General features: G+C 69.2%; 22 protein-coding genes. 10 read left to right on the forward strand and 12 right to left on the reverse strand.

The window, feature by feature from the left end:
* Positions 1-419: 419 nt before the first annotated feature.
* The 5 genes from ACFYWY_RS21475 to cseC all read left to right on the forward strand — a co-directional run bounded on the left by ACFYWY_RS21475 (position 420) and on the right by cseC (position 4,778).
* Positions 420-1,328 carry an A/G-specific adenine glycosylase gene (locus ACFYWY_RS21475; protein WP_389188910.1) on the forward strand — a complete coding sequence of 303 codons (909 nt, stop codon included), beginning with the start codon at positions 420-422 and terminating at the stop codon, positions 1,326-1,328.
* Between the two features lie 180 nt (positions 1,329-1,508).
* Positions 1,509-2,081: a SigE family RNA polymerase sigma factor gene (locus ACFYWY_RS21480; RefSeq protein WP_389189229.1), complete on the forward strand. Its 573-nt coding sequence runs from the start codon at positions 1,509-1,511 to the stop codon at positions 2,079-2,081.
* Positions 2,069-2,740, forward strand: coding sequence for a hypothetical protein (locus tag ACFYWY_RS21485; RefSeq protein ID WP_389188912.1), 672 nt, complete (start codon positions 2,069-2,071; stop codon positions 2,738-2,740). Before ACFYWY_RS21480 ends, ACFYWY_RS21485 begins: the two co-directional genes overlap by 13 nt.
* An 11-nt stretch (positions 2,741-2,751) precedes the next feature.
* Positions 2,752-3,459, forward strand: coding sequence for a two-component system response regulator CseB (gene cseB, locus ACFYWY_RS21490; protein ID WP_389188914.1), 708 nt, complete (start codon positions 2,752-2,754; stop codon positions 3,457-3,459).
* Positions 3,456-4,778, forward strand: a complete 1,323-nt coding sequence (cseC, locus tag ACFYWY_RS21495) for a two-component system sensor histidine kinase CseC (RefSeq protein ID WP_389188917.1) — start codon at positions 3,456-3,458, stop codon at positions 4,776-4,778. The genes cseB and cseC overlap by 4 nt, the downstream gene beginning before the upstream one ends.
* 39 nt (positions 4,779-4,817) lie before the next feature.
* Here cseC and ACFYWY_RS21500 read toward each other — a convergent pair whose 3' ends face one another.
* The 3 genes from ACFYWY_RS21500 to ACFYWY_RS21510 all read right to left on the reverse strand — a co-directional run bounded on the left by ACFYWY_RS21500 (position 4,818) and on the right by ACFYWY_RS21510 (position 7,424).
* Positions 4,818-5,264, reverse strand: a complete 447-nt coding sequence (locus ACFYWY_RS21500) for a VOC family protein (RefSeq protein WP_389188920.1) — start codon at positions 5,262-5,264, stop codon at positions 4,818-4,820.
* Between the two features lie 59 nt (positions 5,265-5,323).
* Positions 5,324-5,719 (reverse strand): helix-turn-helix transcriptional regulator, encoded by a 396-nt coding sequence (locus ACFYWY_RS21505; protein WP_389189232.1) that lies wholly within the window; start codon positions 5,717-5,719, stop codon positions 5,324-5,326.
* A 169-nt stretch (positions 5,720-5,888) separates the two neighbouring features.
* Positions 5,889-7,424, reverse strand: coding sequence for an MDR family MFS transporter (locus tag ACFYWY_RS21510; RefSeq protein ID WP_389189235.1), 1,536 nt, complete (start codon positions 7,422-7,424; stop codon positions 5,889-5,891).
* A 289-nt stretch (positions 7,425-7,713) separates the two neighbouring features.
* Here ACFYWY_RS21510 and ACFYWY_RS21515 point away from each other — a divergent pair, with 289 nt between their 5' ends.
* A complete protein-coding gene (locus ACFYWY_RS21515) occupies positions 7,714-8,274 on the forward strand; it encodes a TetR/AcrR family transcriptional regulator (protein ID WP_389188923.1) in 561 nt (186 codons plus the stop codon).
* Between the two features lie 45 nt (positions 8,275-8,319).
* Here the strand turns inward: ACFYWY_RS21515 and ACFYWY_RS21520 are convergent, their stop codons facing one another.
* Positions 8,320-9,090, reverse strand: a complete 771-nt coding sequence (locus ACFYWY_RS21520; RefSeq protein WP_389188926.1) for a M23 family metallopeptidase — start codon at positions 9,088-9,090, stop codon at positions 8,320-8,322.
* Between the two features lie 558 nt (positions 9,091-9,648).
* On the opposite strand from ACFYWY_RS21520, the gene dacB reads away from it, so the two are divergent.
* From dacB to ACFYWY_RS21535, 3 genes are read left to right on the forward strand one after another with little or no spacing between them, the layout of a single operon-like run.
* Positions 9,649-11,262: a D-alanyl-D-alanine carboxypeptidase/D-alanyl-D-alanine-endopeptidase gene (dacB, locus tag ACFYWY_RS21525; RefSeq protein WP_389188929.1), complete on the forward strand. Its 1,614-nt coding sequence runs from the start codon at positions 9,649-9,651 to the stop codon at positions 11,260-11,262.
* Between the two features lie 42 nt (positions 11,263-11,304).
* On the forward strand, positions 11,305-11,634 hold the full coding sequence (locus ACFYWY_RS21530) for a trypco2 family protein (RefSeq protein WP_389188933.1): 330 nt from the start codon (positions 11,305-11,307) through the stop codon (positions 11,632-11,634).
* A gap of 17 nt (positions 11,635-11,651) precedes the next feature.
* Positions 11,652-14,588, forward strand: coding sequence for an NACHT domain-containing protein (locus tag ACFYWY_RS21535; RefSeq protein WP_389188936.1), 2,937 nt, complete (start codon positions 11,652-11,654; stop codon positions 14,586-14,588).
* A gap of 88 nt (positions 14,589-14,676) precedes the next feature.
* On the opposite strand, the gene ACFYWY_RS21540 is transcribed toward ACFYWY_RS21535, so the two are convergent.
* Positions 14,677-17,202 (reverse strand): ATP-dependent Clp protease ATP-binding subunit, encoded by a 2,526-nt coding sequence (locus ACFYWY_RS21540; protein WP_356227214.1) that lies wholly within the window; start codon positions 17,200-17,202, stop codon positions 14,677-14,679.
* Between the two features lie 431 nt (positions 17,203-17,633).
* Here ACFYWY_RS21540 and ACFYWY_RS21545 point away from each other — a divergent pair, with 431 nt between their 5' ends.
* On the forward strand, positions 17,634-18,227 hold the full coding sequence (locus ACFYWY_RS21545) for an SCO3374 family protein (protein ID WP_389188941.1): 594 nt from the start codon (positions 17,634-17,636) through the stop codon (positions 18,225-18,227).
* Here the strand turns inward: ACFYWY_RS21545 and ACFYWY_RS21550 are convergent.
* The 7 genes from ACFYWY_RS21550 to nadC all read right to left on the reverse strand — a co-directional run bounded on the left by ACFYWY_RS21550 (position 18,206) and on the right by nadC (position 22,574).
* Complete coding sequence (locus tag ACFYWY_RS21550) at positions 18,206-18,541, reverse strand: Lsr2 family protein (protein ID WP_307661879.1); 336 nt, start codon at positions 18,539-18,541, stop codon at positions 18,206-18,208. The genes ACFYWY_RS21545 and ACFYWY_RS21550 overlap by 22 nt on opposite strands.
* A 143-nt stretch (positions 18,542-18,684) precedes the next feature.
* Positions 18,685-19,206 carry an amino-acid N-acetyltransferase gene (locus ACFYWY_RS21555; RefSeq protein ID WP_389188944.1) on the reverse strand — a complete coding sequence of 174 codons (522 nt, stop codon included), beginning with the start codon at positions 19,204-19,206 and terminating at the stop codon, positions 18,685-18,687.
* Positions 19,207-19,215: 9 nt separating this feature from the next.
* Positions 19,216-19,671: a BlaI/MecI/CopY family transcriptional regulator gene (locus ACFYWY_RS21560; RefSeq protein ID WP_389188947.1), complete on the reverse strand. Its 456-nt coding sequence runs from the start codon at positions 19,669-19,671 to the stop codon at positions 19,216-19,218.
* Between the two features lie 100 nt (positions 19,672-19,771).
* A complete protein-coding gene (locus ACFYWY_RS21565) occupies positions 19,772-19,945 on the reverse strand; it encodes a hypothetical protein (protein WP_389188950.1) in 174 nt (57 codons plus the stop codon).
* Between the two features lie 14 nt (positions 19,946-19,959).
* Positions 19,960-20,562, reverse strand: coding sequence for a hypothetical protein (locus ACFYWY_RS21570; protein WP_389189238.1), 603 nt, complete (start codon positions 20,560-20,562; stop codon positions 19,960-19,962).
* 201 nt (positions 20,563-20,763) lie between these two features.
* The gene (locus ACFYWY_RS21575) at positions 20,764-21,561 is read right to left on the reverse strand and encodes a type III pantothenate kinase (RefSeq protein ID WP_215098503.1); all 798 of its coding nucleotides are present in this window, start codon (positions 21,559-21,561) and stop codon (positions 20,764-20,766) included.
* The gene (gene nadC, locus ACFYWY_RS21580) at positions 21,561-22,574 is read right to left on the reverse strand and encodes a carboxylating nicotinate-nucleotide diphosphorylase (RefSeq protein ID WP_389188953.1); all 1,014 of its coding nucleotides are present in this window, start codon (positions 22,572-22,574) and stop codon (positions 21,561-21,563) included. The genes ACFYWY_RS21575 and nadC overlap by 1 nt, the downstream gene beginning before the upstream one ends.

Here is a 22,574-nt window from a genome sequence, read left to right on the forward strand (position 1 = left end):
CCCAATGCCACCCGCCGCCGATCGCTATGGGTGACCGTGCGGGCCTGTTGGGTACGGTCCGTGACCATGGGGAGCAGCCGCACGCCGCGGCCTCTGCCGCGACATCACCGACTTCGCCCCCACGACGCGGGCCCGCAGCGGGAATTCACGTGCGTGGCCTTCCGGCTCACCGGGCCGGGGCCGCGGCTGATGCCCGGGCCGGAGCGGGGCGGGGTCAGAACCATGCCGGGGCAGGGTCATGCCGGGGCAGGGTCAGAACCGATGCCGGGGCGGGGTCAGGACCGGGGCGGGGCCAGGACCGATGCCCGGGACGGGGTAGGGCCGGGACAGGGCCGGGACCGAGGCTTCGGCGGCGCCCGGAGGCTATCCCGGAGCGTATGCAGCGTCCGCTCCCCTTGTCGTGCCAGGATCAGAGTGCCATGACTGACACCACCACAGACCCTGCCCCGGCCGACGCGGCGTCCCTCCACACGCCGGTCATCGCCTGGTTCGACGAGCACGCACGCGATCTGCCCTGGCGCCGCCCGGAGGCCGGCGCCTGGGGTGTGATGGTCAGCGAGTTCATGCTGCAACAGACACCCGTCAGCCGGGTGCTCCCGGTGTACCAGCAGTGGCTGGCACGCTGGCCGCGCCCGGCCGATCTGGCGGCCGAGGCGCCCGGCGAGGCGGTCCGCGCCTGGGGCCGGCTCGGCTATCCCCGGCGTGCGCTGCGCCTGCACGGCGCCGCGAAGGCAATAACGGAGCGGCACGGCGGTGATGTGCCGAGCGACCACGCGCAGTTGCTCTCGCTGCCCGGCATCGGGGAGTACACCGCGGCCGCGGTGGCCTCCTTCGCGTACGGACAGCGCCATGCCGTCCTCGACACCAATGTCCGCCGGGTCCTGGCCCGCGCCGCGACCGGCATCCAGTACCCGCCGACCGCGACGACCGCCGTCGAGCGCAAGCTGGCCCGTGCGCTGCTGCCCGACGACGAGGCGACCGCGGCCCGCTGGGCGGCGGCCTCCATGGAGCTGGGCGCGCTGGTGTGCACGGCGAAGAACGAGGACTGCGCGCGCTGCCCGATCGCCGCGCGGTGCGCGTGGCGGCTGGCCGGGAAGCCCGCGTACGAAGGTCCCGCGCGCCGCGGCCAGACGTACGCGGGAACGGACCGGCAGGTGCGCGGCAGGCTCCTCGCCGTGCTGCGCGAGGCGGTGGCGCCGGTGCCGCAGTCGGCGCTGGACGCGGTCTGGCACGAGCCGGTCCAGCGGGCCCGGGCGCTGGACGGACTGGTCGCCGACGGGCTCGTGGAACCACTGGAGAACGGCCTCTACCGACTCCCTCACAGTTGAGCCCGCGGCCGTTTCCCACTCGAACCGGACCTGAAACATCTGTTGTTACACAACCGATGGATGGCCGTGCGCCCTCCGACGGCTGCTCCGCACAGGCCCGTGACAACACCTCCGTAGCTTCTTGTGACGCAAGGGAACGGCAGTGCTTGTCGCAGGACTCACGGGGTGGAGGCGGTTGGAATGGCGCACGGCGAGGTGCTCGAATTCGAAGAGTACGTACGCAACCGGCAGGAGGCTCTGCTGCGCAGCGCCCGGCGTCTCGTCCCCGACCCGATCGACGCGCAGGACCTGCTGCAGACCGCTCTGGTCCGCACCTACGGTCGCTGGGACGGCATAGCGGACAAGTCGCTGGCCGACGCGTACCTCCGCCGCGTGATGATCAATACGCGTACGGAGTGGTGGCGGGCCCGCAAGCTGGAAGAGGTTCCGACCGAGCAGCTGCCCGACGCGAGCGTCGACGACGGCAGTGAGCAGCGCGCGGACCGCGCCCTGTTGATGGACATCCTGAAGGTGCTCGCACCCAAGCAGCGCAGCGTCGTGGTGCTGCGACACTGGGAGCAGATGAGCACCGAGGAGACTGCCGCCGCGCTGGGCATGTCTGCCGGTACGGTGAAGAGCACGCTGCACCGGGCGCTGGCCCGGCTCCGTCAGGAGCTGGAGAGCCGGGACCTGGACGTCCGCGCCCTGGAGCGCGGCGAGGTGCGGCGTAACGGTGAGCGCGACGGACGGGGGCAGGAGCGGTGCGCGGCCTGACTGGCAACGGCGGCAACAGGAACCTGGCGGCGAGCGGCGCGGTGATGGCCGGGCTCGCCGCCATGGGCGTGTTCGCCGTCGCCTGCTCCACGGGCGGCACCGGGGTCAAGGACGAAGGCGCGGCGCACGCCGACGCCGTCGCCAAGACCACCCCCTCGCCCAACATGTCCCCCACCGGCGGGGCGCAGAAGATCGAGCCCGTCAGCGCGGTGAAGCTGATCATGAGCGATCCGAAGGTCAGTGAGCGGGTCAAGGCCGACCTCAGGCCGTGCGCCCGGGACTCCTACCCGGTGGACACCTCCTACGGAAACCTCACCGGCGGCACCTCGCCCGATGTCGTCGTCAATGTGCTGACGTGCGGCGACGCAGTGGGCATGGGCACGTACGTGTACCGCGAGACCGGCGAGAAGTATGAGAATGTGTTCGCCGCCGAGGAGCCCGCGGTGTACTCCGCGATCGACCGGGGCGACCTGGTGGTGACCAAGCAGGTCTACGCCAAGGGTGATCCGGTCGCCGAGCCGTCCGGCGAGGAAGTGACCACGTACCACTGGCTGGCCGGGAAGTTCGTCCAGCAGTACTGGGTACGCAACGAATTCAGCAGAACGGTCGGAGAGGGCGAGGTTGTCGCCACCGAGCCGCCCGTACCGAACGAGAACTGAGAGCAGCGGGGATGGCCGACACCCATGTCCTTTTCGTCGAGGACGACGACGTCATCCGTGAGGCGACCCAGCTCGCCCTGGAGCGGGACGGCTTCGTGGTCACCGCGGTGCCCGACGGGCTGCAGGGCCTGGATGCCTTCCGCGCCGACCGGCCGGACATCGCGCTGCTCGATGTGATGGTGCCGGGGCTGGACGGCGTGAGCCTGTGCCGCCGTATCCGGGACGAGTCGACCGTGCCCGTGATCATGCTGTCGGCGCGCGCCGACTCGATCGACGTGGTGCTCGGCCTGGAGGCCGGCGCCGACGACTACGTCACCAAGCCGTTCGACGGCGCGGTGCTGGTCGCGCGCATCCGCGCGGTGCTGCGCCGCTTCGGCCACGCGGGCGGCGCGGCGGGCGGCGGTGCGGCCCCGTCGGGTCAGGATCCGCAGGGGCCGCTGCTGGCCTTCGGCGATCTGGAGATCGACACTGAGGGCATGGAGGTGCGCAAGGGGGGTGCGCCGGTGTCGCTGACGCCGACCGAGATGCGGCTGCTGCTGGAGTTCTCGTCCACGCCCGGGACCGTGCTCTCCCGCGACAAGCTGCTCGAGCGGGTCTGGGACTACGGCTGGGGCGGCGACACCCGCGTCGTGGACGTCCATGTCCAGCGGCTGCGCACCAAAATCGGACAGGACCGGATCGAAACGGTCCGCGGCTTCGGCTACAAGCTCAAGGCATGAAGCGGCTCGTACTGCGCACGGGTGTCCGCTGGAAGATCAGCATCGCCATCGCGGGCGTCGGCGCGCTGATCGCGATGGCGCTGAGCCTTGTCGTGCACAACGCCGCCCGCGTCTCGATGCTGGACAACGCCCGCGATGTGCAGATGGACCGGGTGCTGCTCGCGCAGCGCTGGTACGAGACGTCCAAGAACAAGGACCCGCGCTTCAACACCAAGATCAATGACCCCGCGCTGCCCAGGTCGCTCCAGAAGCTGATGCGCGAGAAGCGACGCGGCACCTATGTGGACGAGGGCAACGGCGGCACGCCCGACATATGGGCCGCCGTACCGCTGTCCAACGGCGACGTGCTCTCCCTGCACACTCAGTTCGCAGGCCGCAGCGCCACCGTCATGAAGGACCTCGACCGGGCGCTGATCATCGGCTCGGTCTCGGTGGTCTTCGGCGGCTGCGCGCTCGGCGTGCTGATCGGCGGGCAGCTCTCCCGTCGGCTGCGCAAGGCCGCCGCGGCCGCCGGCAACGTCGCGCAGGGCAATACGGAGGTACGGGTCAGGGACGCGATAGGCGGTGTCGTACGTGACGAGACTGACGATCTGGCGCGTGCCGTGGACGCGCTGACCGACGCCCTGAACGAGCGTATCGAGGCGGAGCGCCGGGTCACCGCGGACATCGCGCACGAGCTGCGTACCCCCGTGACCGGGCTGCTCACGGCCGCGGAGCTGCTGCCGCCCGGCCGCCCCACCGAGCTCGTGCGGGACCGGGCGCAGGCCATGCGGACGCTGGTCGAGGACGTCCTGGAGGTGGCCAGACTCGACAGCGCGTCGGAACGGGCCGAGCTCCAGGAGATCTCGCTCGGTGAGTTCGTCAGCCGCCGGATCACACTGCTGAACCCCGATGTGGTCGTCCGCGTCGTGCACGAGTCGTGGGTCAGCACCGATCCACGGCGGCTGGAACGCATCCTGTTCAATCTGCTGACCAACGCCGCCAAGTACGGCAAGCCGCCGGTCGAGGTCACGGTCGAGGGCCGCGTGGTGCGGGTCCGCGACCACGGGCCCGGCTTCCCCGAGGCGCTGCTGCGGGAGGGCCCGAGCCGCTTCCGCACGGGCGCCAGCGACCGTGCGGGGACGGGCCACGGCCTGGGCCTGACGATCGCGGCGGGCCAGGCACGGGTCCTCGGCGCGCGGCTGACGTTCCGCAATGCCGCGCCGGAGGGGATGGCGACGCCGCTGGGCGAGTCGGGCGGCGCGATCGCGGTGCTCTGGCTTCCCGAGCACGCGCCGACCAACACCGGCAGCTTCCCGATGATGCCGCTGCCGGACTAGGGCGCACCCCGCTCCAGGACTACGCGCCCCGCTCCAGAACTAGCAGGACCAGTCCTTGTCCAGGTCGAGCCCGCCCCCGCGCCGCTGAGTGAAGGAATACCAGTTGCCCGAGTCGTCGCGCAGGATCGCCTCCGTGCCGTACGGACGGTCCTGCGGCGGCTGCACGAACTCCACGCCGCGTGCCTTGAGCTTCTCGTAGTCCCCGTGGACGTCGTCGGTGGTCAGCACCCCGGCGCCCATGACCCCCTTGGCTATGAGCTTCTTGATCGCCTCGGCGGATTCCGGGTCCATCGCGGGCGGGCCGGGCACCATGAGCGTCAGCTCCACATCGGGCTGGTCCTTGGCGCCGACCGTCAGCCAGCGCATGCCGCCCTCGCCCATCGTCATATCGGTGCGGACCTCCAGGCCGAGCCTCTCGGTGTAGAACTCCTTCGCCCGGTCCTGGTCCAGGACCCAGACGGTGGAAATGGCAAGACCCTTGATCACAGGTGCTCCTCGGTGCGGCGTGGTTCCCGCTTGCCCTGCCACCGTAGGCAGCGGCCCGGTCAGCCGGCTTCTTCAGAATTGCGCTGCTCGGAAACAGGCTTCTCCTTGCCGGGGAAGCCGCCCGCCCACAGCAGGGCGTAGCACCCCGGTATCAGCGCGGCTCCCCGCCCCACATGCTTGGCGCGGTACTCGCTCGGGGTCAGCCCGGTCTGCTTCTTGAACCGGGTCGAGAACGTGCCCAGGCTGCTGAAGCCGACCAGCGTGCAGATCTCGGTGACGGACAGATCCGCCGAGCGCAGCAGCTCCTCGGCCCGGTCTATCCGCCTGCGCGACAGATACTGGCCGGGCGTCTGCCCGTACACCGCCTTGAAGGCGCGTACGAAGTGGTAGCGCGAATACCCGGCATGGGCGGCCACCGCGTCCAGGTCGAGCGGCTCGGCCCAGTCGCGGTCCATGGCGTCCTTGGCGAGGCGCAGCTGCCGCAGATGGGCAAGGCGCGCCGGGGCCGCAGTGTTGCTTTCCACACACCCGATGCTGACACGCACCACTGACAACGACCCCCGGCGTGCACACCGGGGGCCGTCGGCCAGGGGGTTTGTCGAGGTCAGACCTGGTCAGACCTGGTCAGACCTGGTCGGCCACCCTGTCCACGGCCGGAGCGGCCGGGGCCGCAGCAGGGGCGGCCAGGGCGTCCGGCACCGGTGCCGCCCCACGCAGCGGCACCTCCTTGACGAAGAAGGCCGCCACGAAGCCGATCACCGCGACCGCCGCGCCGAGCAGGAAGGCCGCATGCGTTCCGGACGCCACAGCGAACTCGTACGCCTCACGGACCGGGTCCGGCAGCTTCGCCAGACTCGCGGCGTCCAGCTGCGCGGACTGCTGGGTGGCCGTTGACCCGCCGCGTGCCGCCATCTCGTCCTGGACCCGGCCGGTGAACAGCGCGCCCATGATCGCGACACCGAAGGAGGCGCCGAGCGTACGGAAGAGAGTGGTTGCGGAGGACGCGACGCCCATGTCCTTCTGCTCGACGCTGTTCTGCGCGACCAGCATGGTGATCTGCATCAGGAAGCCCATGCCCGCGCCGAGCACCGCCATGTAGATGCCGGAGGTCAGCCGCGAGGTCTCGGTGTCCATCTGCGCGAGCAGGAACAGCCCCGTCACCATCAGCCCGCCGCCGATGATCGGGAAGAGCCGGTACTTGCCGGTGCTGGTGGTGACCCGGCCCGCGATCATCGAGACGACGAGCATCGCCATCAGCATCGGCAGCAGGAGCAGACCGGAATTGGTCGCAGAAGCGCCCTGGACGGACTGCTGGAACAGCGGCAGGAACAGCACCGCGCCGAACATCATGAACCCGGCCATGAAGCCGATCACCGACATCAGCGTGAAGTTGAGGCTGCGGAAGATGTGCAGCGGCATGATCGGTTCGGCCGCCCTGGTCTCGGCGAACAGGAAGCCGGTGAGCGCGGCCACGCCGATCGCGATGAGCTCCATGATCACGGCGGAGTCCCAGGCGTACTCCGTACCGCCCCAGGTGGTGACCAGCACGATCGAGGTGATGCCCACGGTCAGCAGCCCGGCGCCCAGATAGTCGATGCGCGCCTTGGTCCGCTCCTTCTTCGGCAGGTGGAGCACGGCGGTGACCATGGCGAGCGCGACGGCGCCCAGCGGCAGGTTGATGTAGAAGCTCCAGCGCCAGCCGAGGTGGTCGGTGATGGTCCCGCCGACCAGTGGTCCGCCGATCATGGCGACGGCCATGACGGCGGCCATCATCCCCTGGTACTTACCGCGCTCCCGCGGCGGCACGAGATCCCCGATGATCGCCATGACGCCGACCATCAGCCCGCCCGCGCCCAGGCCCTGGACGGCGCGGAAGCCGATCAGCTGCCCCATGTCCTGGGCCATGCCGCTGAGGACCGAGCCGATCAGGAAGATCACGATGGAGGTGAGGAAGACGCCCTTGCGGCCGTACATGTCGCCGAGCTTGCCCCAGATCGGGGTGGAGGCGGCGGTGGCCAGGGTGTACGCGGTGACCACCCAGGACAGATGCTCGAGGCCGCCCAGCTCGCCGACGATGGTCGGCATCGCGGTGCCGACGATCATGTTGTCGAGCATGGCCAGCAGCATGGCGATCATGAGCGCGAGTATCACTACCCGCATGCTGCGGGGCTGAGGCTCGGAACCCGGCTGCGCCTCGGCCCCCGGCTGCCTCGCGGCGCCCGCCCGGCCACCGGCGCTCGGCGGCCCCTCGATGCCCGGCGGCCCCTCCGCGCCCGGCCGGGCCCCTGCGCGCGGCTGCGCGTCAGCGCTCGGCTGTGCCTCGCCTTTGGCTATATCAACCATCGTTCCCGCTCCCCTGGCACTTACTTGCCGCCCGGCTAGTTGACTACACTGGGGAAGGTAGACCCGCAACTAGCCGGGCGTCAAGTAAGTTCTCAGGAGAGCCCTCATGGCCAGAGGCAACACCCGCCAGCGCATTCAGGACGTTGCCCTGGAGCTCTTCGCCGAGCGGGGCTACGAGAAGACGTCACTGCGCGAGATCGCAGAGGCCCTCGATGTCACGAAGGCGGCGCTGTACTACCACTTCAAGACCAAGGAAGACATCCTGATCAGCCTCTTCCAGGACCTGACGAGGCCGATGGACGAGCTGATCGAGTGGGGGCAGTCCCAGCCGCACACGCTGGAGACCAAGCAGGAGATCCTGCGTCGCTACAGCGAGGCGCTCGTCAACGCGGCCCCGTTCTTCCGCTTCATGCAGGAGAACCAGGCCGCGATGCGCGATCTGAGCATCGGCGAGACCTTCAAGGACCGCATGATGGTGATGCTCGAACTCATCAAGGAACCGGAGGCGGCCCTTGCCGACCAGGTCCGCTGCATCAGCGCGCTCTTCACGATGCACGCCGGAATGTTCGTACTGAAGGACATCGAGGCCGACCCGGAGGACAAGCGCCAGGCCGTCCTCGAGGTCGCCATCGAGCTGGTGAGCCAGGCTCACCACGTCAAAGGCTGACGGTCACGGCAGGCACACGCGCCGCAGCACCGCAGCTCCGCTGCGTCAGATGGTGACGCCGGCCGAACGCAGGTAGGCCATCGGGTTGAGCGCGGAGCCGTAGTTCGGGGTCGTACGGATCTCGAAGTGCAGGTGCGGACCGGACGAGTTGCCGGTGTTGCCGGACCGGGCGATGGTCTCGCCCGCCTTCACGCTGTTGCCGACCGTGACGTTGACCTTCGACAGGTGGGCGTACTGCGAGAACTTGCCATTGGTGTGCTTGATCACGACGGCGTTGCCGTACGCGGGACCGTCGCCGCCGCCGTTCGGGCCGGCCTTCACGACGACACCGTTGAAGGCGGCCTTGACCGGGGTGCCGACGGGAACGGCGAAGTCCTGGCCGGAGTGCTTGGACGACCACATGTTGCCGCCCTGGTTGAAGCTCGCGGTCAGCGTGTAGCCGGTGACGGGCTTGACCCAGGACACGGCCTTCTTCGCGGCCTTCGGCTTGGCGGCCTTGGACTTCGCGGCCTCGGCCTTGGCGGCTGCGGCCTTGGCGGCAGCGGCCTTCGCGGCGGCGGCCTTCGCGGCTGCCGCATTGGCCGCTGCCGTCTTCGCGGCGACGGCGGCCTTGGACTGCGCCAGGGCCTGCGCGGCGACGGCGCTCGAGGCGTCCACCGCGGTGGCGGACCCGGCAGCCGCCGGCGCACCGGTCCCAGCGGCGAACGCGGCCCCGGCTCCGAGCACCATCGACGCCCCCAGGCCGGCGGCCACCACGGCGGCGCGGGTACGGAGAGCGGACGGGCGGGGAAGGTGGGTCGTGGCGCGCTGCGACATTGGAGTGAACCTCCGGGGCATTAAGGGACCCGGCACCTCGGCGCCGGGCTTGGCCATCCCTTGGTAACCCAGGCACCCACAATGCCCAAAACCACCCAACTACGACATCGGGTCGTAGCCGCGGCGCGGGGAATCCAGCCCTTGACGGTCCCTGTCCTCCCTTCGGAGCCCAATCGCAAATCGGGCGAAATCCTCCGAAGCGGAAAGGTTTAACCCCATGTACGGACCGCGTACGAACCGTGCGAATACGACATCCGCCCCGGATCACCCGCCATCGGACACCGGAGGACCCAAGGTCCCGGCCAGCCCTGGCCCGAGGTCCCGCATCAGAGCCGATCCAGCCCACTACTGCGGCTAGTAGGCCCCGAAACCCCTGTGTGCCTTGTCACGGATTGGACGGAGAACCGCCCCTCCGCATGCCCCTTCCGAGACCCCTCCGAGACCCTTCCGAGACCCCCTCCGGAACCCGTTCTGGACCCCTCCTGACCCCCTCCTGACCCCCTCCGGACGGCCACGCGTTCTTCCCGCGCACACTCTCGTCCGGGATGCTCGTGTGCCATGAGTAGACCCGTGTGTGCAACGAGTAGTCCCGTGATTCGCCCGAAGCGACGCCGCCGCGGCTGGATCCTGCCCGTCGTCATCGGGCTCGCCTGCACGCTCACCTGGAGCGCGCCCGCCGGAGCCGGCCCCTCCGACACTGGCCTCAAGGGCGCCATCGACAAAATCCTCGCCGACGCCCGCATGGACGGCGGAGCCGCAAGCGTGGTGATCGCCGACGCCGCCACCGGGGAGCGGCTCTACCAGCGCGACGGCGCCGACCGCCTCATGCCCGCCTCCAACACCAAGCTCGCCACCTCCGCCGCCGCGATGGCGCTGCTCGGCCCCGACTACCGCTACCGCACCGACGTCCTGTCCACCGGCGGCCGCCACGGCTCCATCCTCCTCGGCGACCTCTATCTGCGCGGCAGCGGCGACCCGACCACGCTCGCCAAGGACTACGACCGGCTCGCCGCCGACCTGGCCGCCTCCGGCGTCACCCGCGTCGCCGGCCGCCTCGTCGCGGACGACACCCGCTTCGACACCCAGCGCCTCGGCCGCTCCTGGGCCGCGGACGACGAGTCCTCGTACTACTCCGCGCAGATCTCCCCGCTCACCGTCGCGCCCGACACCGACTACGACTCCGGCACGGTCGTCGTCGAGGCACTCCCCGGCGCCGCACCGGGCGACAAGCCGCGCGTGAAGCTCACCCCGCCCACCGACTACGTACGCGTCGACGTCCGCGGCACCACCGTCCCCGCCGGACAGCCCGACACCCTCGCCGTCGAGCGGCAGCACGGCACCAACACGATCACCGTCAGCGGGAACATCCCGGTCGGCGCGAGCGCCACCAGGGAGTGGGTGACCGTCTGGGAACCCACCGGCTACGCCGCCGCGGTCTTCTCCGACGCACTCGCCGCCCATGGCGTACGCATCGCCGGCAGCCCCCGCCTCGGCCGTCCCACCCCGCCCGACGCGAAGCTCCTCGCCTCGCACAGCTCCATGCCGCTGCGGGAGTTGATGTTCCCCTTCATGAAGCTGTCCAACAACATGCACGCCGAGGCGCTCACCAAGACGATCGGCTACGAGACGGCCGGCCGCGGCACCTGGGACGCGGGCCTGTCTGCGATCGCCGGCTACCTGAAGCAGGAGGGCGTGCAGACCTCCACCATTCGCCAGTTCGACGGCTCGGGCCTGGCCCGGATGAACCTCTTCCCGGCCCAGCAGCTCGCCACCCTGCTCCTCTCTGTACGGGACGCCCCCTGGTACGCCGACTGGTCGGCGTCCCTCCCGGTGGCCTGCAACCCGGACCGCGCCATCGGCGGCACCCTGCGCTCCCGGATGTGCGGGACCCCGGCGGCCCTCAACGCCCGCGCCAAGACCGGCTCGTTGACGGGCGCTTCGGCCCTCTCCGGATACGTCACGGACGCCGGCGGCCGCGAACTCGTCTTCAGCGTCGTGCTCAACAACTACCTGGCCTCTTCGGTGAAGAGCATCGAGGACGCGATCGTGGTCACACTGGCCAGGTCCGACACGGCCGGGGGCACGATCGCCACCGCACCCCCGCGGACTCCGCGCAGCTCGGATCCGGCGGCGGACGTCGAATGCTCCTGGCAGAAGCCGAGGTTCTGCTGAAACGCCGGTCGCCCGGACCGTACGGAAGGTACGGTCCGGGCCATGACGGACATCGAGCTCGCCGACGCCATTCAGTCGGTACGCGACCAGTTACTCGACGCGGCCACTCGGGCCACCGGCCAGCCGGTCGCCTTCGAAGTCGGGGACATCCAGATGGAGTTCACGATCGAACTCCGCAACGAGGTCGAGGGCGGTGCGAAGGTGAAGGCCTGGGTGGTCGAGGCGGGTGCGGACGCCGCCCGTACCACCGGCCACACCCACAAGATCGCCTTCACCCTCAAGCCTCGGAACGCGGCCACGGGCGAGTCCTGGAAGGTCGGCAACGAAGACCTCGGCAGCACCGACGACTTCGGCGCCGGACCCGCTGACTGATGGCCCGCTCGTCATCCATGACGCCGTCGCGGAGTGTCGTCGCGGTCCTGGCCGAACGCCAGGGCAGCGGCGTACTGATCGGCCGCAGCACCGTGCTCACGTGCGCGCATGTCGTCGGCGCCGCCGACACCGCCCGGGTGGCCTTCCCCGGCAGCGCAGGCGAACTGGTCTGCCGGCTGGTCTGGTCCGACGAGGGCCTCGACGCGGCGTTGCTGCACACCACGCGCAAGCCGCAAGCCCGCATACAGCTGCCCCGTATGAGCACCGTGGCCGCCGACCGGCCACTGCCGCACTGCGAGATCATCGGCTTCCCTCGGATCCAGCGATACGACGACGGCAGAAAGCTGGACCTCGATCAGTACACCGGGACGATCCTCCCCATGGCCGGGCTCATCCGGCGCACGATGGTCTTCGAGTTCGACCGGCCTCCCGCGCGCGAGCTCGCTGACGGTACGTCGCCGCTCGCGGGGCTCTCCGGTGCGCCGGTCTTCGCCGACGACGGGCTTCTCGGCATCGTCCAGGAGGTCCCTCGCGGCCGTGGCCACCAGCGAGTCGGGTGCCTTGCGCTGCAGACGCTCGCGATGAACCAGGGATTCCTTGAGGCATACGGTGCGTCGACCGGTCACCCGCCGCCGCGCCTGACGGAGCTCAGCAGCCCGGCGATCAACGACCTCCGCTTCGAGAGGGAATTTGCGGAGGCAGTGGGCGCCGCCTACCGCAGAACGAGGATCTTCGGCCTCGACGAGCTGCGCAAACGGGACTCCGAGTGGGACCTCGACACGGCCTATGTGAGCCTGGAGGCCCAGCCCCGGGAGGGCGAGCGTCACAATGGGCCCGGCGGCCCGCCCCAAGCCCCCGAAGTGCCCGAAATCCCCGCTGCGGGCGGTGCCGTGGCCTCCGTACCGAAGAGGATCGACGAGCTGCTGGCCGACCGCCCGCGCGTCCTGCTGCGCGGTGAGGCGGGCGCCGGCAAGACGACACTGATGTGGTGGCTTGCCGCGCACGCCTCGGCGGGGACGCTCGGTCCACGGCTCGATCAGCTGAACGGGCTGGTGCCGTTCGTCGTCCCCCTGCGCACCCTGCGTGCTCGCGGCGGCACCTTCCCCACCCCTTCCCAGCTCCACTCGGTGGCCCAGCTGATGACGGACGACCCGCCAGAAGGCTGGGCGGGGCGGGTGCTCAAGGCCGGTCGCGCCCTGCTGCTGCTGGACGGGCTCGACGAGGTGCCGAAGAGCGACCGGGAAGAGGCCCATGCGTGGCTGTCCGGGCTGCTCGCCCGCTTCCCCGGCACCCGGTGCGTGGTGACCGTACGGCCGCTCGCGGTCGAGCCTGACTGGCTGAAGTCGGAGCACTTCGAGGAGCTCAGTCTGCTGCCCATGACGGGCTCGGACATCCATTCCTTCGTCGCCGCCTGGCACAGGGCAGCCCGCCTGGACGGCGACGACGGCGAGAACCTGGACGACCTGGAACGGGACCTGACCCAGCAGTTCGAGCAGAATCGCGCGCTCAGCGATCTCGCCCGTACGCCGCTGCTCTGCGCGGTCATCTGCGCCCTGCACCGGCTGCGCCAGGGCTTCCTGCCGGAGACCCGGTGGGCGCTCTACCAGTCCGCGCTCCAGATGCTCCTCGGCAACCGCGACAAGCGCCGCAAGATCGACGCGCCCGAAGGCATCTCCATGACTGTGGAGGAGCATCTGCAGCTGCTCCAGCGGATCGCGGTGTGGCTGGTGCGGGGCGGCCAGGCCGAATTCACCCGGGAACAGGCCCTGCACCAACTGAACCGCGCCCTGCCGGGGATGCCACGGGTACAGGAGCAGGGCACCCCCGAGGATGTACTGAATCATCTGCTCAACCGCAGCGGTCTCCTCCAGGAACGCGGCGACGACAGCTTCCAGTTCGCCCACCGCACCTTCCAGGACTTCCTGGCGGCCAAGGAGTTCGTCGAGGGCGACCAGCTCAAGGAGGCGCTGCAGCACGCCCATGAGCAGCAGTGGCAGGACGTCCTGCTGCTGTCCGCGGGCCACTGCTCCCGTCGCGAACTGCCCCTGCTGGTCAATGGATTGATGGCCGCCGGCTCCTCGATGGGGAAGCGGGAAGGCAGGCGTACCGCCTTGTACGTACTGGCGGCGTTGTGCGCACAGCACGCGGCGTGGCTGGACGCGACAACTCTCAAGCGCGTGCGGTCGGGGATCACGTCCTCCCTCCCGCCCCGCAATGCCACCGAGCTGCACCTGCTGGCCCGGCTGGGGCCGTATGTGCTGCCGCTTCTGCCTGGCCCCGACCACCGGGACACATGGAACAAGAAGCATGTGGTCGATCTGATCAACGAGATCGGCGGCGTCGACGCCGTTCCCTACGCCCGGCGTTTCGCGGAAAGGGCCGACGGCTCCAACCGCTTGGCCTTCTCACTGGCGCGCAATTGGGCCAACTACCCGGTCGAGACGTTCGCCCGCGAAGTCCTGGCTCGCGTCGACCTGACGGACGTGCCCCTGCAGATCACCAACCGCGAACAGCTGGCACAGCTCCCCGTGCTGTCTCACGCTCGGCACCTCGACATCACGGGCGACATCAGTACCGCCGAACTCGAGTCCCGCCTCGACGGCCACAGCATCGAGACCATCGGCATCGCGGACAACAAGCTCCTCACCGACCTGAGCTTCCTGCGCTGCTGCGATTCACAGCTCAGGCAGGTGGCCATCAGGCGCTGCCCCGCCGTGGAGAGCCTCGCCTTCCTCCCGGAGCTCGAAGCGCTGGAGGTGGTCGACCTGGATGCCGTACGGGTTTCCGCCGCCGATGTGGGGGCCATGGCCCGGATATCCCGGCTGCGCTCCGTCTACATCTCGTACCCCTCGTTGGAGGGGGAAAAGCTGAATCTGAGGCCGCTGCGGGCTGTGGCCGGGTTGAAGCTCAATGTCTCCGGCCTTCCGAAGCGACAGATCATCGGCTACCGCTGACGACCACGAAAAGGGGCTGCCCCGGTCCGTACGTTTCCGTACGGCCGGGGCAGCCCCTTCAATCGCTCAGCTCAGCTCAGCGCGAGCGTCACGCGTCCTTCGACAGGTTCGGACCGGCTCCGCCGGCGGCCTGCTCGATCGGCGGGACGTCGGGCAGCGCCGACTTCTCCTCGCCGCGGAAGGTGAACTTCTTCTCCTCACCCTCGCCCTCGGTGTCCACGACCACGATGTGACCGGGGCGCAGCTCGCCGAAGAGGATCTTCTCCGACAGGATGTCCTCGATCTCGCGCTGGATCGTCCGGCGCAGCGGCCGGGCGCCCAGAACGGGGTCGTAGCCCTTCTTGGCGAGGAGCGACTTGGCCGTGGGGCTGAGCTCCAGGCCCATGTCACGGTCCTTCAGCCGCTCGTCCACCTTGGCGATCATGAGGTCGACGATCTGGATGATGTCTTCCTCGGTGAGCTGGTGGAAGACCACCGTGTCGTCGACACGGTTGAGGAACTCGGGCCGGAAGTGCTGCTTCAGCTCTTCGTTGACCTTGTTCTTCATCCGGTCGTAGTTCGACTTGACGTCGCCCTGCGCGGCGAAGCCCAGGTTGAAGCCCTTCGAGATGTCCCGGGTCCCGAGGTTGGTCGTCATGATGATGACCGTGTTCTTGAAGTCCACGACGCGGCCCTGGGAGTCGGTCAGCCGACCGTCCTCCAGGATCTGCAGAAGGGAATTGAAGATATCGGGGTGGGCCTTCTCGACCTCGTCGAAGAGGACGACGGAGAACGGCTTCCGGCGCACCTTCTCGGTGAGCTGGCCACCCTCTTCGTAACCCACGTATCCGGGCGGGGAACCGAAGAGACGGGAAACCGTGTGCTTCTCGCTGAACTCCGACATGTCGAGGGCGATCAGCGCGTCCTCGTCGCCGAAGAGGAATTCGGCGAGCGTCTTGGAGAGCTCGGTCTTACCGACGCCGGACGGGCCGGCGAAGATGAACGAGCCGCCGGGGCGCTTCGGGTCCTTCAGACCCGCTCGCGTACGGCGAATGGCCTGCGAGAGCGCCTTGATGGCGTCCTTCTGCCCGATGACGCGCTTGTGGAGCTCGTCCTCCATACGGAGCAGGCGCGAGGACTCCTCCTCGGTCAGCTTGAAGACCGGAATGCCCGTCGCCGTGGCGAGGACCTCGGCGATCAGCTCGCCGTCGACCTCGGCGACGACGTCCATGTCGCCGGCCTTCCATTCCTTCTCCCGCTTGGCCTTCGCGGCAAGCAGCTGCTTCTCCTTGTCGCGGAGAGAGGCCGCCTTCTCGAAGTCCTGGGAGTCGATGGCCGACTCCTTGTCGCGGCGGACGCCCGCGATCTTCTCGTCGAACTCGCGGAGGTCCGGCGGCGCGGTCATCCGGCGGATGCGCATCCGGGATCCGGCCTCGTCGATCAGGTCGATCGCCTTGTCCGGCAGGAAGCGGTCCGAGATGTACCTGTCCGCCAGCGTCGCGGCCTGGACCAGCGCCTCGTCCGTGATGGAGACGCGGTGGTGGGCCTCGTAACGGTCCCGCAGGCCCTTGAGGATCTCGATGGTGTGCGGCAGCGACGGCTCCGCGACCTGGATGGGCTGGAAGCGGCGCTCCAGCGCTGCGTCCTTCTCCAGGTGCTTGCGGTACTCGTCCAGCGTCGTGGCGCCGATGGTCTGCAGCTCGCCCCGCGCCAGCATCGGCTTGAGGATCGAGGCCGCGTCGATCGCGCCCTCGGCGGCGCCCGCACCCACCAGGGTGTGGAGCTCGTCGATGAACAGGATGATGTCGCCGCGGGTGCGGATCTCCTTGAGAACCTTCTTCAGGCGCTCTTCGAAGTCACCGCGGTAGCGGGAGCCGGCGACCAGCGCGCCGAGGTCCAGGGTGTAGAGGTGCTTGTCCTTGAGGGTCTCGGGCACCTCGCCCTTGACGATGGCCTGCGCCAGGCCCTCGACGACCGCCGTCTTGCCGACGCCGGGTTCGCCGATGAGAACCGGGTTGTTCTTCGTACGCCGGGACAGCACCTGCATGACCCGCTCGATCTCCTTCTCGCGCCCGATGACCGGGTCGAGCTTGGACTCACGAGCAGCCTGGGTGAGATTCCGGCCGAACTGGTCCAGGACGAGCGAGGTCGAGGGCGTGCCCTCGGCCGGGCCGCCTGCCGTGGCGGCTTCCTTGCCCTGGTAGCCGGAGAGCAGCTGGATGACCTGCTGCCGCACCCGGTTGAGATCGGCGCCCAGCTTCACGAGGACCTGGGCTGCGACGCCCTCGCCCTCGCGGATCAGGCCGAGCAGGATGTGCTCGGTGCCGATGTAGTTGTGGCCGAGCTGGAGGGCCTCCCGGAGCGAGAGCTCCAGGACCTTCTTGGCACGAGGGGTGAAGGGGATGTGCCCGGACGGGGCCTGCTGCCCCTGCCCGATGATCTCCTCCACCTGCTGGCGGACCGCCTCGAGCGAAATCCCGAGGCTCTCCAGGGCCTTAGCGGCGACACCCTCACCCTCGTGGATAAGGCCCAGGAGGATGTGCTCGGTGCCGATGTAGTTGTGGTTGAGCATCCGGGCTTCTTCCTGAGCCAGGACGACAACCCGCCGCGCGCGGTCGGTGAACCTCTCGAACATCGTTAATCGCTCCTCAGAGCGGTCAGAAAGATTGGGGACGATCCCCTCCCTGTCCTTCCGCAGCTTAGTCCCGCAAGCGGGGACCGCTCATTCCAACTGCCGACACCCGTCCATGGCCTCCTGACCGCTGAACGCCGACACCTGCTCCAACCCGATGGTGCGAGACGATGTTCCCGCAGGCCAGGCAGTTACCCTCACCATCACTACGCCGATGGCGAACGTGAGACGGCCAGGCATGCGTGTCGCCCCTTCCCACTAGGAATGTCTTACCCGCAATCACTGACAGTCCATGCGGCGCGCACCGGTTCCCTCAGCTATGGGCGAACAACTTTGCGCCCCCGAATGCCCCCACACGCCCCAAACTCGGACACGGTAAGCAATCACTCCCCCACTCTGCGTAACTGGCGGGGCCGATCGGGAGTTCCCGGAGTATGGCCATCACCGTTCCACTCCCCCGCACGCCGTCGGACGGCGGTGTCGCGCGGTGGTACGAGAACGAGCTCGGCTGGGCCGCCGCCGACGGGTCGCCGGTGCGGCTGCTGACCGGGCTGCGCTTCGATGTGCTGGAGCTGCCCGCCGACGCGGGCGCCGCCGTGCTGCGCCGGACGAGGACCGCCGGGCCCGTGGCCCTCATGGGGCACAGAATGCGGCTCCTGGTGGCAGCGGGAAGTGCCGACGAGCTGCCTGGGCTGCTCGAGTGGCTGGAGTGGGGCGGGATCGCTCTCGATCTGACCGCCATCGGCACGGGCGGCCTGATGACCGCGCCGCCACCTCCTGGATGCCCTGGATCGGGTTGCCCTGGCTCGCGGGGGGCCGCCGTGTGGGTGCGACCCCCCGTGCCGGGGCGCGAGGTGGAGCCGACGCTGCCGGCCCTGGCCCCTTTCGGACGCAGTGCCGCAGACGGTGAGGGAATCGGCCCCGATCTCGTACGACTTGTGGACACGGTGGCGACTGAGTGCCACCGGGCCCGATTGCTGCGTACGAATACGCCGCGTGCGAATACTCAGCCGTTGGCCTTCTCGTAAGCCTCGCGGACCGTTGCCGGGACTCGGCCGCGGTCGTTGACCTCGAAGCCGTTCGCCTTGGCCCAGGCGCGGATTTCGGCGGTGTCCTTGTTGCCGCCCGCAGCCGCACGGCCCTTGCCACGGCCGGACGCGGCACGGCCGCCGGTACGCCGGCCGCTCTTGGCGTACGGCTCGAGCAGACCACGGAGCTTGTCCGCATTGGCGGTGGTGAGGTCGATCTCGTAGGTCTTGCCATCCAGAGCGAACGTCACGGTCTCGTCCGCCTCGCCACCGTCGAGGTCATCGACAAGAAGGACCTGAACCTTCTGTGCCACCGGATTTCCTTTCATCGAAAATGCAGTACGCGGAAAGGAAACCGCTTTTCCCCGAAAAACACAAACCCTTGGCAGAGGTTCAGATCCTCGAGAACACGGGAAACGTGCGCGATTCGGACATAGGGATCCGTCTCAAGCGGTGATCACAGGTGCAGAAGCATCCGGCTGTTGCCCAAGGTGTTCGGCTTCACTCGTTCGAGCCCGAGGAACTCCGCGACGCCCTCGTCATAGGAACGGAGCAGCTCGCTGTAGACATCTCCGTCAACCGGTGTCGTACCGATCTCCACGAAGCCGTGCTTGCTGAAGAAGTCCACTTCGAAGGTGAGGCAGAAAACCTTCTGCACTCCGAGCCAGCGGGCCGTCCGCAGTAGCTTGTCCAGCACCTGATGGCCGACGCCGGTTCCCTTGAAGACGGGATCGACGGCGAGAGTGCGCACTTCGGCGAGGTCTTCCCACATCACATGCAGTGCGCCGCAGCCGACCACCCTGGCGTCCTCGTCGCGTTCCGCGACCCAGAACTCCTGGATGGCTTCGTAAAGAGTGACCGTCGCTTTGTCGAGCAGGATGCCTTCACTCACGTACGGGTCGACGAGTCGGCGGACAGACGGCACATCGCTGGTCCTGGCCCGTCTGACGGTGATGGCATTTGGTGCGGCATAAGGCATGCCCCGACGCTATCGCTCCGGGGACGTCCCGCCGTCGGCGGCCTCGTCGGCCGGAACCTCGCCGGGAACCTCGGCCCGAACCGCGGCTTGAACGTCTCCCTGAACGTCACCCTGAACGAGTCGGACTGCGGCAGCGAGCGCTTCACGCTGCTCGGGCGACATCATGCCGAAGAACGCGACAAGTGCGGCCGCCGGGTTGTCACTCTTGGACCAGGCCTCGTTCATCAGTGCGGCCGAGTACGCGGCCCGGGTGGAGACCGCCGTATATCGATAGGCGCGGCCGTCGACTTCCCGGCGGACCCAGCCCTTCTGATGGAGATTGTCCATTACGGTCATGACGGTGGTGTAGGCGATGGACCGTTCCTGCTGAAGGTCTTCGAGGACTTCGCGGACGGTGACCGGCCGGTTCCATTGCCAGACGCGTGTCATGACGGCGTCTTCCAGCTCTCCCAATTGGCGGGGCACATAACCACCATAGTGGGAGACGCCGGAATGGCCGGTTATTGACGGAACAAAAAGGACGTACGACTGAAAATCGGCCGTACGTCCTCGGTGTGCGACAGGGTCAGTCGTCGCGGCCGGCCTGCTTGGCGGCCTGCGCGCGAGCCACTGCGGCGTCCACGATCGCGTCCTCCTTGGCCTTGTTCGGGCCGCCCTGACTCTTGACGATCGTCACGACCAGAGCGGTGAAGAAGATGGCCATCACCACGGGGGGCAGGAGCGCGGATACGTAGTCCATGGCTCACAGAGTAGCTATCCGGCAGCGAGCTGTTCGGGCGGGGGCACGGGCCGGCGGCGCGGCGGGAAGACCTCGGACGGCTTCGGCACCGGCTTCTCGCCCGGCGCGGGCGGCTTGGGCTGCGGTTTCTGCTGGGGCTTCTGCTGGGGCTTCTGCTGCGGCTTGGGATCGTTGGCAGCGCGGCCGCCGACGAGCGCGAGGAGCCGGGTGCGGGGGGCCGGGGCGGTGGCCCCGGCCTCCACCGAGCGGCCGGCCAGCCGGGCGCGCACGGACTGCTCCGCAAGCGTCTGGCAGCGGTGCAGCACGGCCGCGCCGACAGGGGTGGAGCGCAGCGTGCGCAGCGCGGCCAGGTCCTCGGGGTGTGGGTGGTAGCCGGAGGCCAGGGCGTCCTGGAGGAGCTCCAGATAGCCCGCGGCGGAGCCGGGGAGCGCTTCGCGGTAGCGGACGAGGTCGGCGAGGAGGAACGTGCGCAGTCGGCCGGCCTCGCGTACCGCCTCGTCCACGGAGTCGGCCAGCCGCAGTGTCTCCTGGACGTCGTCGTCGGCGAGAGGGACAGGATGGAGGGCCATGGCGAGGGCGCGTCGGAGCACACGCAGCTCGTCGGCGCTGAAGGCCATGCCTCCGCGGGATCCGTATGGCGTGGGCATGGCCCGACGATACGTGCGACTTGGACAAAATCGGGTTAATTGACCAACCCCGGGCGCGGCGGACCCTCACCTCATTCGCCGGAAGGGCTCATCTTGAGCCCTTCCGGCGAATGAGGTGAGGCGATTGAGGTCTGGGGTCTGGGCTCTGGGGTCTGGGGGCGAAGCCCCCGGTTACATCCGGGAGACGTTCCGCTCGTAGACCAGGCGCAGGCCGATCAGGGTCAGCCACGGCTCGTGCTCGTCTATCGCCGACGCCTCGCCCAGCACCATCGGGGCCAGACCGCCGGTCGCGATCACGGTGACCTCGTCCGGGTCGTCCGCCAGCTCGACCTTCATGCGCCGTACGACGCCGTCGACCTGACCGGCGAAGCCGTACACGATGCCGGACTGCATCGCCTCGACGGTGTTCTTGCCGATCACGCTGCGCGGACGGGCCAGCTCGATCTTGCGCAGCTGTGCGCCCTTCACGCCCAGCGCCTCGACGGAGATCTCGATGCCCGGGGCGATCACACCGCCCGCGTACTCACCGCGCGCGCTGACCGCGTCGAAGGTCGTCGCCGTGCCGAAGTCGACGACGATCGCCGGGCCGCCGTACAGGTCGACGGCGGCGACCGCGTTGATGATGCGGTCCGCGCCGACCTCCTTGGGGTTGTCCATCAGGATCGGTACGCCGGTCTTGATGCCGGGCTCGACGAGGACCGCCGGCACGTCGCCGTAGTAGCGGCGGGTCACCTCGCGCAGCTCGTGCAGGACGGAGGGGACGGTGGAGCAGATGGCGATGCCCTCGATGCCGTCGCCCAGCTCGTCGCCGAGCAGCGGGTGCATGCCCATCAGGCCCTGGAGCAGGACGGCCAGTTCGTCGGCGGTGCGGCGGGCGTCGGTGGAGATGCGCCAGTGCTCGACGATCTCCTCGCCGTCGAACAGGCCGAGGACGGTGTGGGTGTTGCCGACGTCGATCGTGAGCAGCATCAGATGCCTGCCTCGCGCAGGTCGAGGCCGATGTCGAGGATCGGGGAGGAGTGCGTGAGCGCGCCCACCGCGAGGTAGTCGACGCCCGTCTCGGCGTAGGCGCGGGCGTTCTCGAGGGTCAGGCGGCCGGAGGATTCCAGGGCGGCGCGGCTCGCGACGATCGCGACGGCCTCCTCTGTCTCGGCCGGGGTGAAGTTGTCCAGCAGGATCAGGTCGGCGCCCGCGTCGAGGACTTCGCGTACCTGGTGGAGGGTGTCCACCTCGACTTCGATGGGGAGGTCGGGGAAGGCTTCCCGTACGGCCTTGAACGCCTCGGCCACGCCGCCCGCCGCCACCACGTGGTTGTCCTTGACCAGGGCTGCGTCGGACAGCGACATACGGTGGTTGACGCCGCCGCCGCAGCGCACCGCGTACTTCTCCAGGGCGCGCAGGCCGGGCGTCGTCTTGCGGGTGTCGCGGACCCTGGCCCTGGTGCCTTCGAGCAGGTCCGCCCAGGCGCGGGTCGCGGTCGCGATGCCGGACAGGCGGCACAGGATGTTCAGCGCGCTGCGCTCGCCGGTGAGCAGATCGCGGGTGTTGGTGGTGACGGACAGCAGCTTCTGCCCGGCCTCGACGCGGTCGCCGTCCTCGACGTGCCGCTCCACCTCGAACGACTCGGTGCAGACGATCGACAGGACGGCCTCTGCGACCCGCAGGCCCGCGACCGTGCCGGCCTCGCGGGCGGTGAAGTCGCCGGTGGCGACGGCGTCCTCGGGGACGGTCGCCACGGTCGTCACGTCCACGCCGCCGTCGAGGTCCTCCCCGAGCGCGAGGTGCGCGATGTCCTCGACCTGGACCGGGTCGAGGCCCGCGTCGGCGAGCAGTCGGGCCAGGGCGGGATCGAGACCGCACTCGTACGCTTCGTCGTCGCCGCAGCCGCAGGCGTCTGAGCACCCCCCCGTCTCGGTCGCGGGGGCGCCGATCTGGATCAGCGGTACGTCCACGGGACGCGGACGTTCTTCGGGCGTGCTCAC

Source organism: Streptomyces sp. NPDC002870 (assembly GCF_042888505.1).
Taxonomy (GTDB): domain Bacteria; phylum Actinomycetota; class Actinomycetes; order Streptomycetales; family Streptomycetaceae; genus Streptomyces.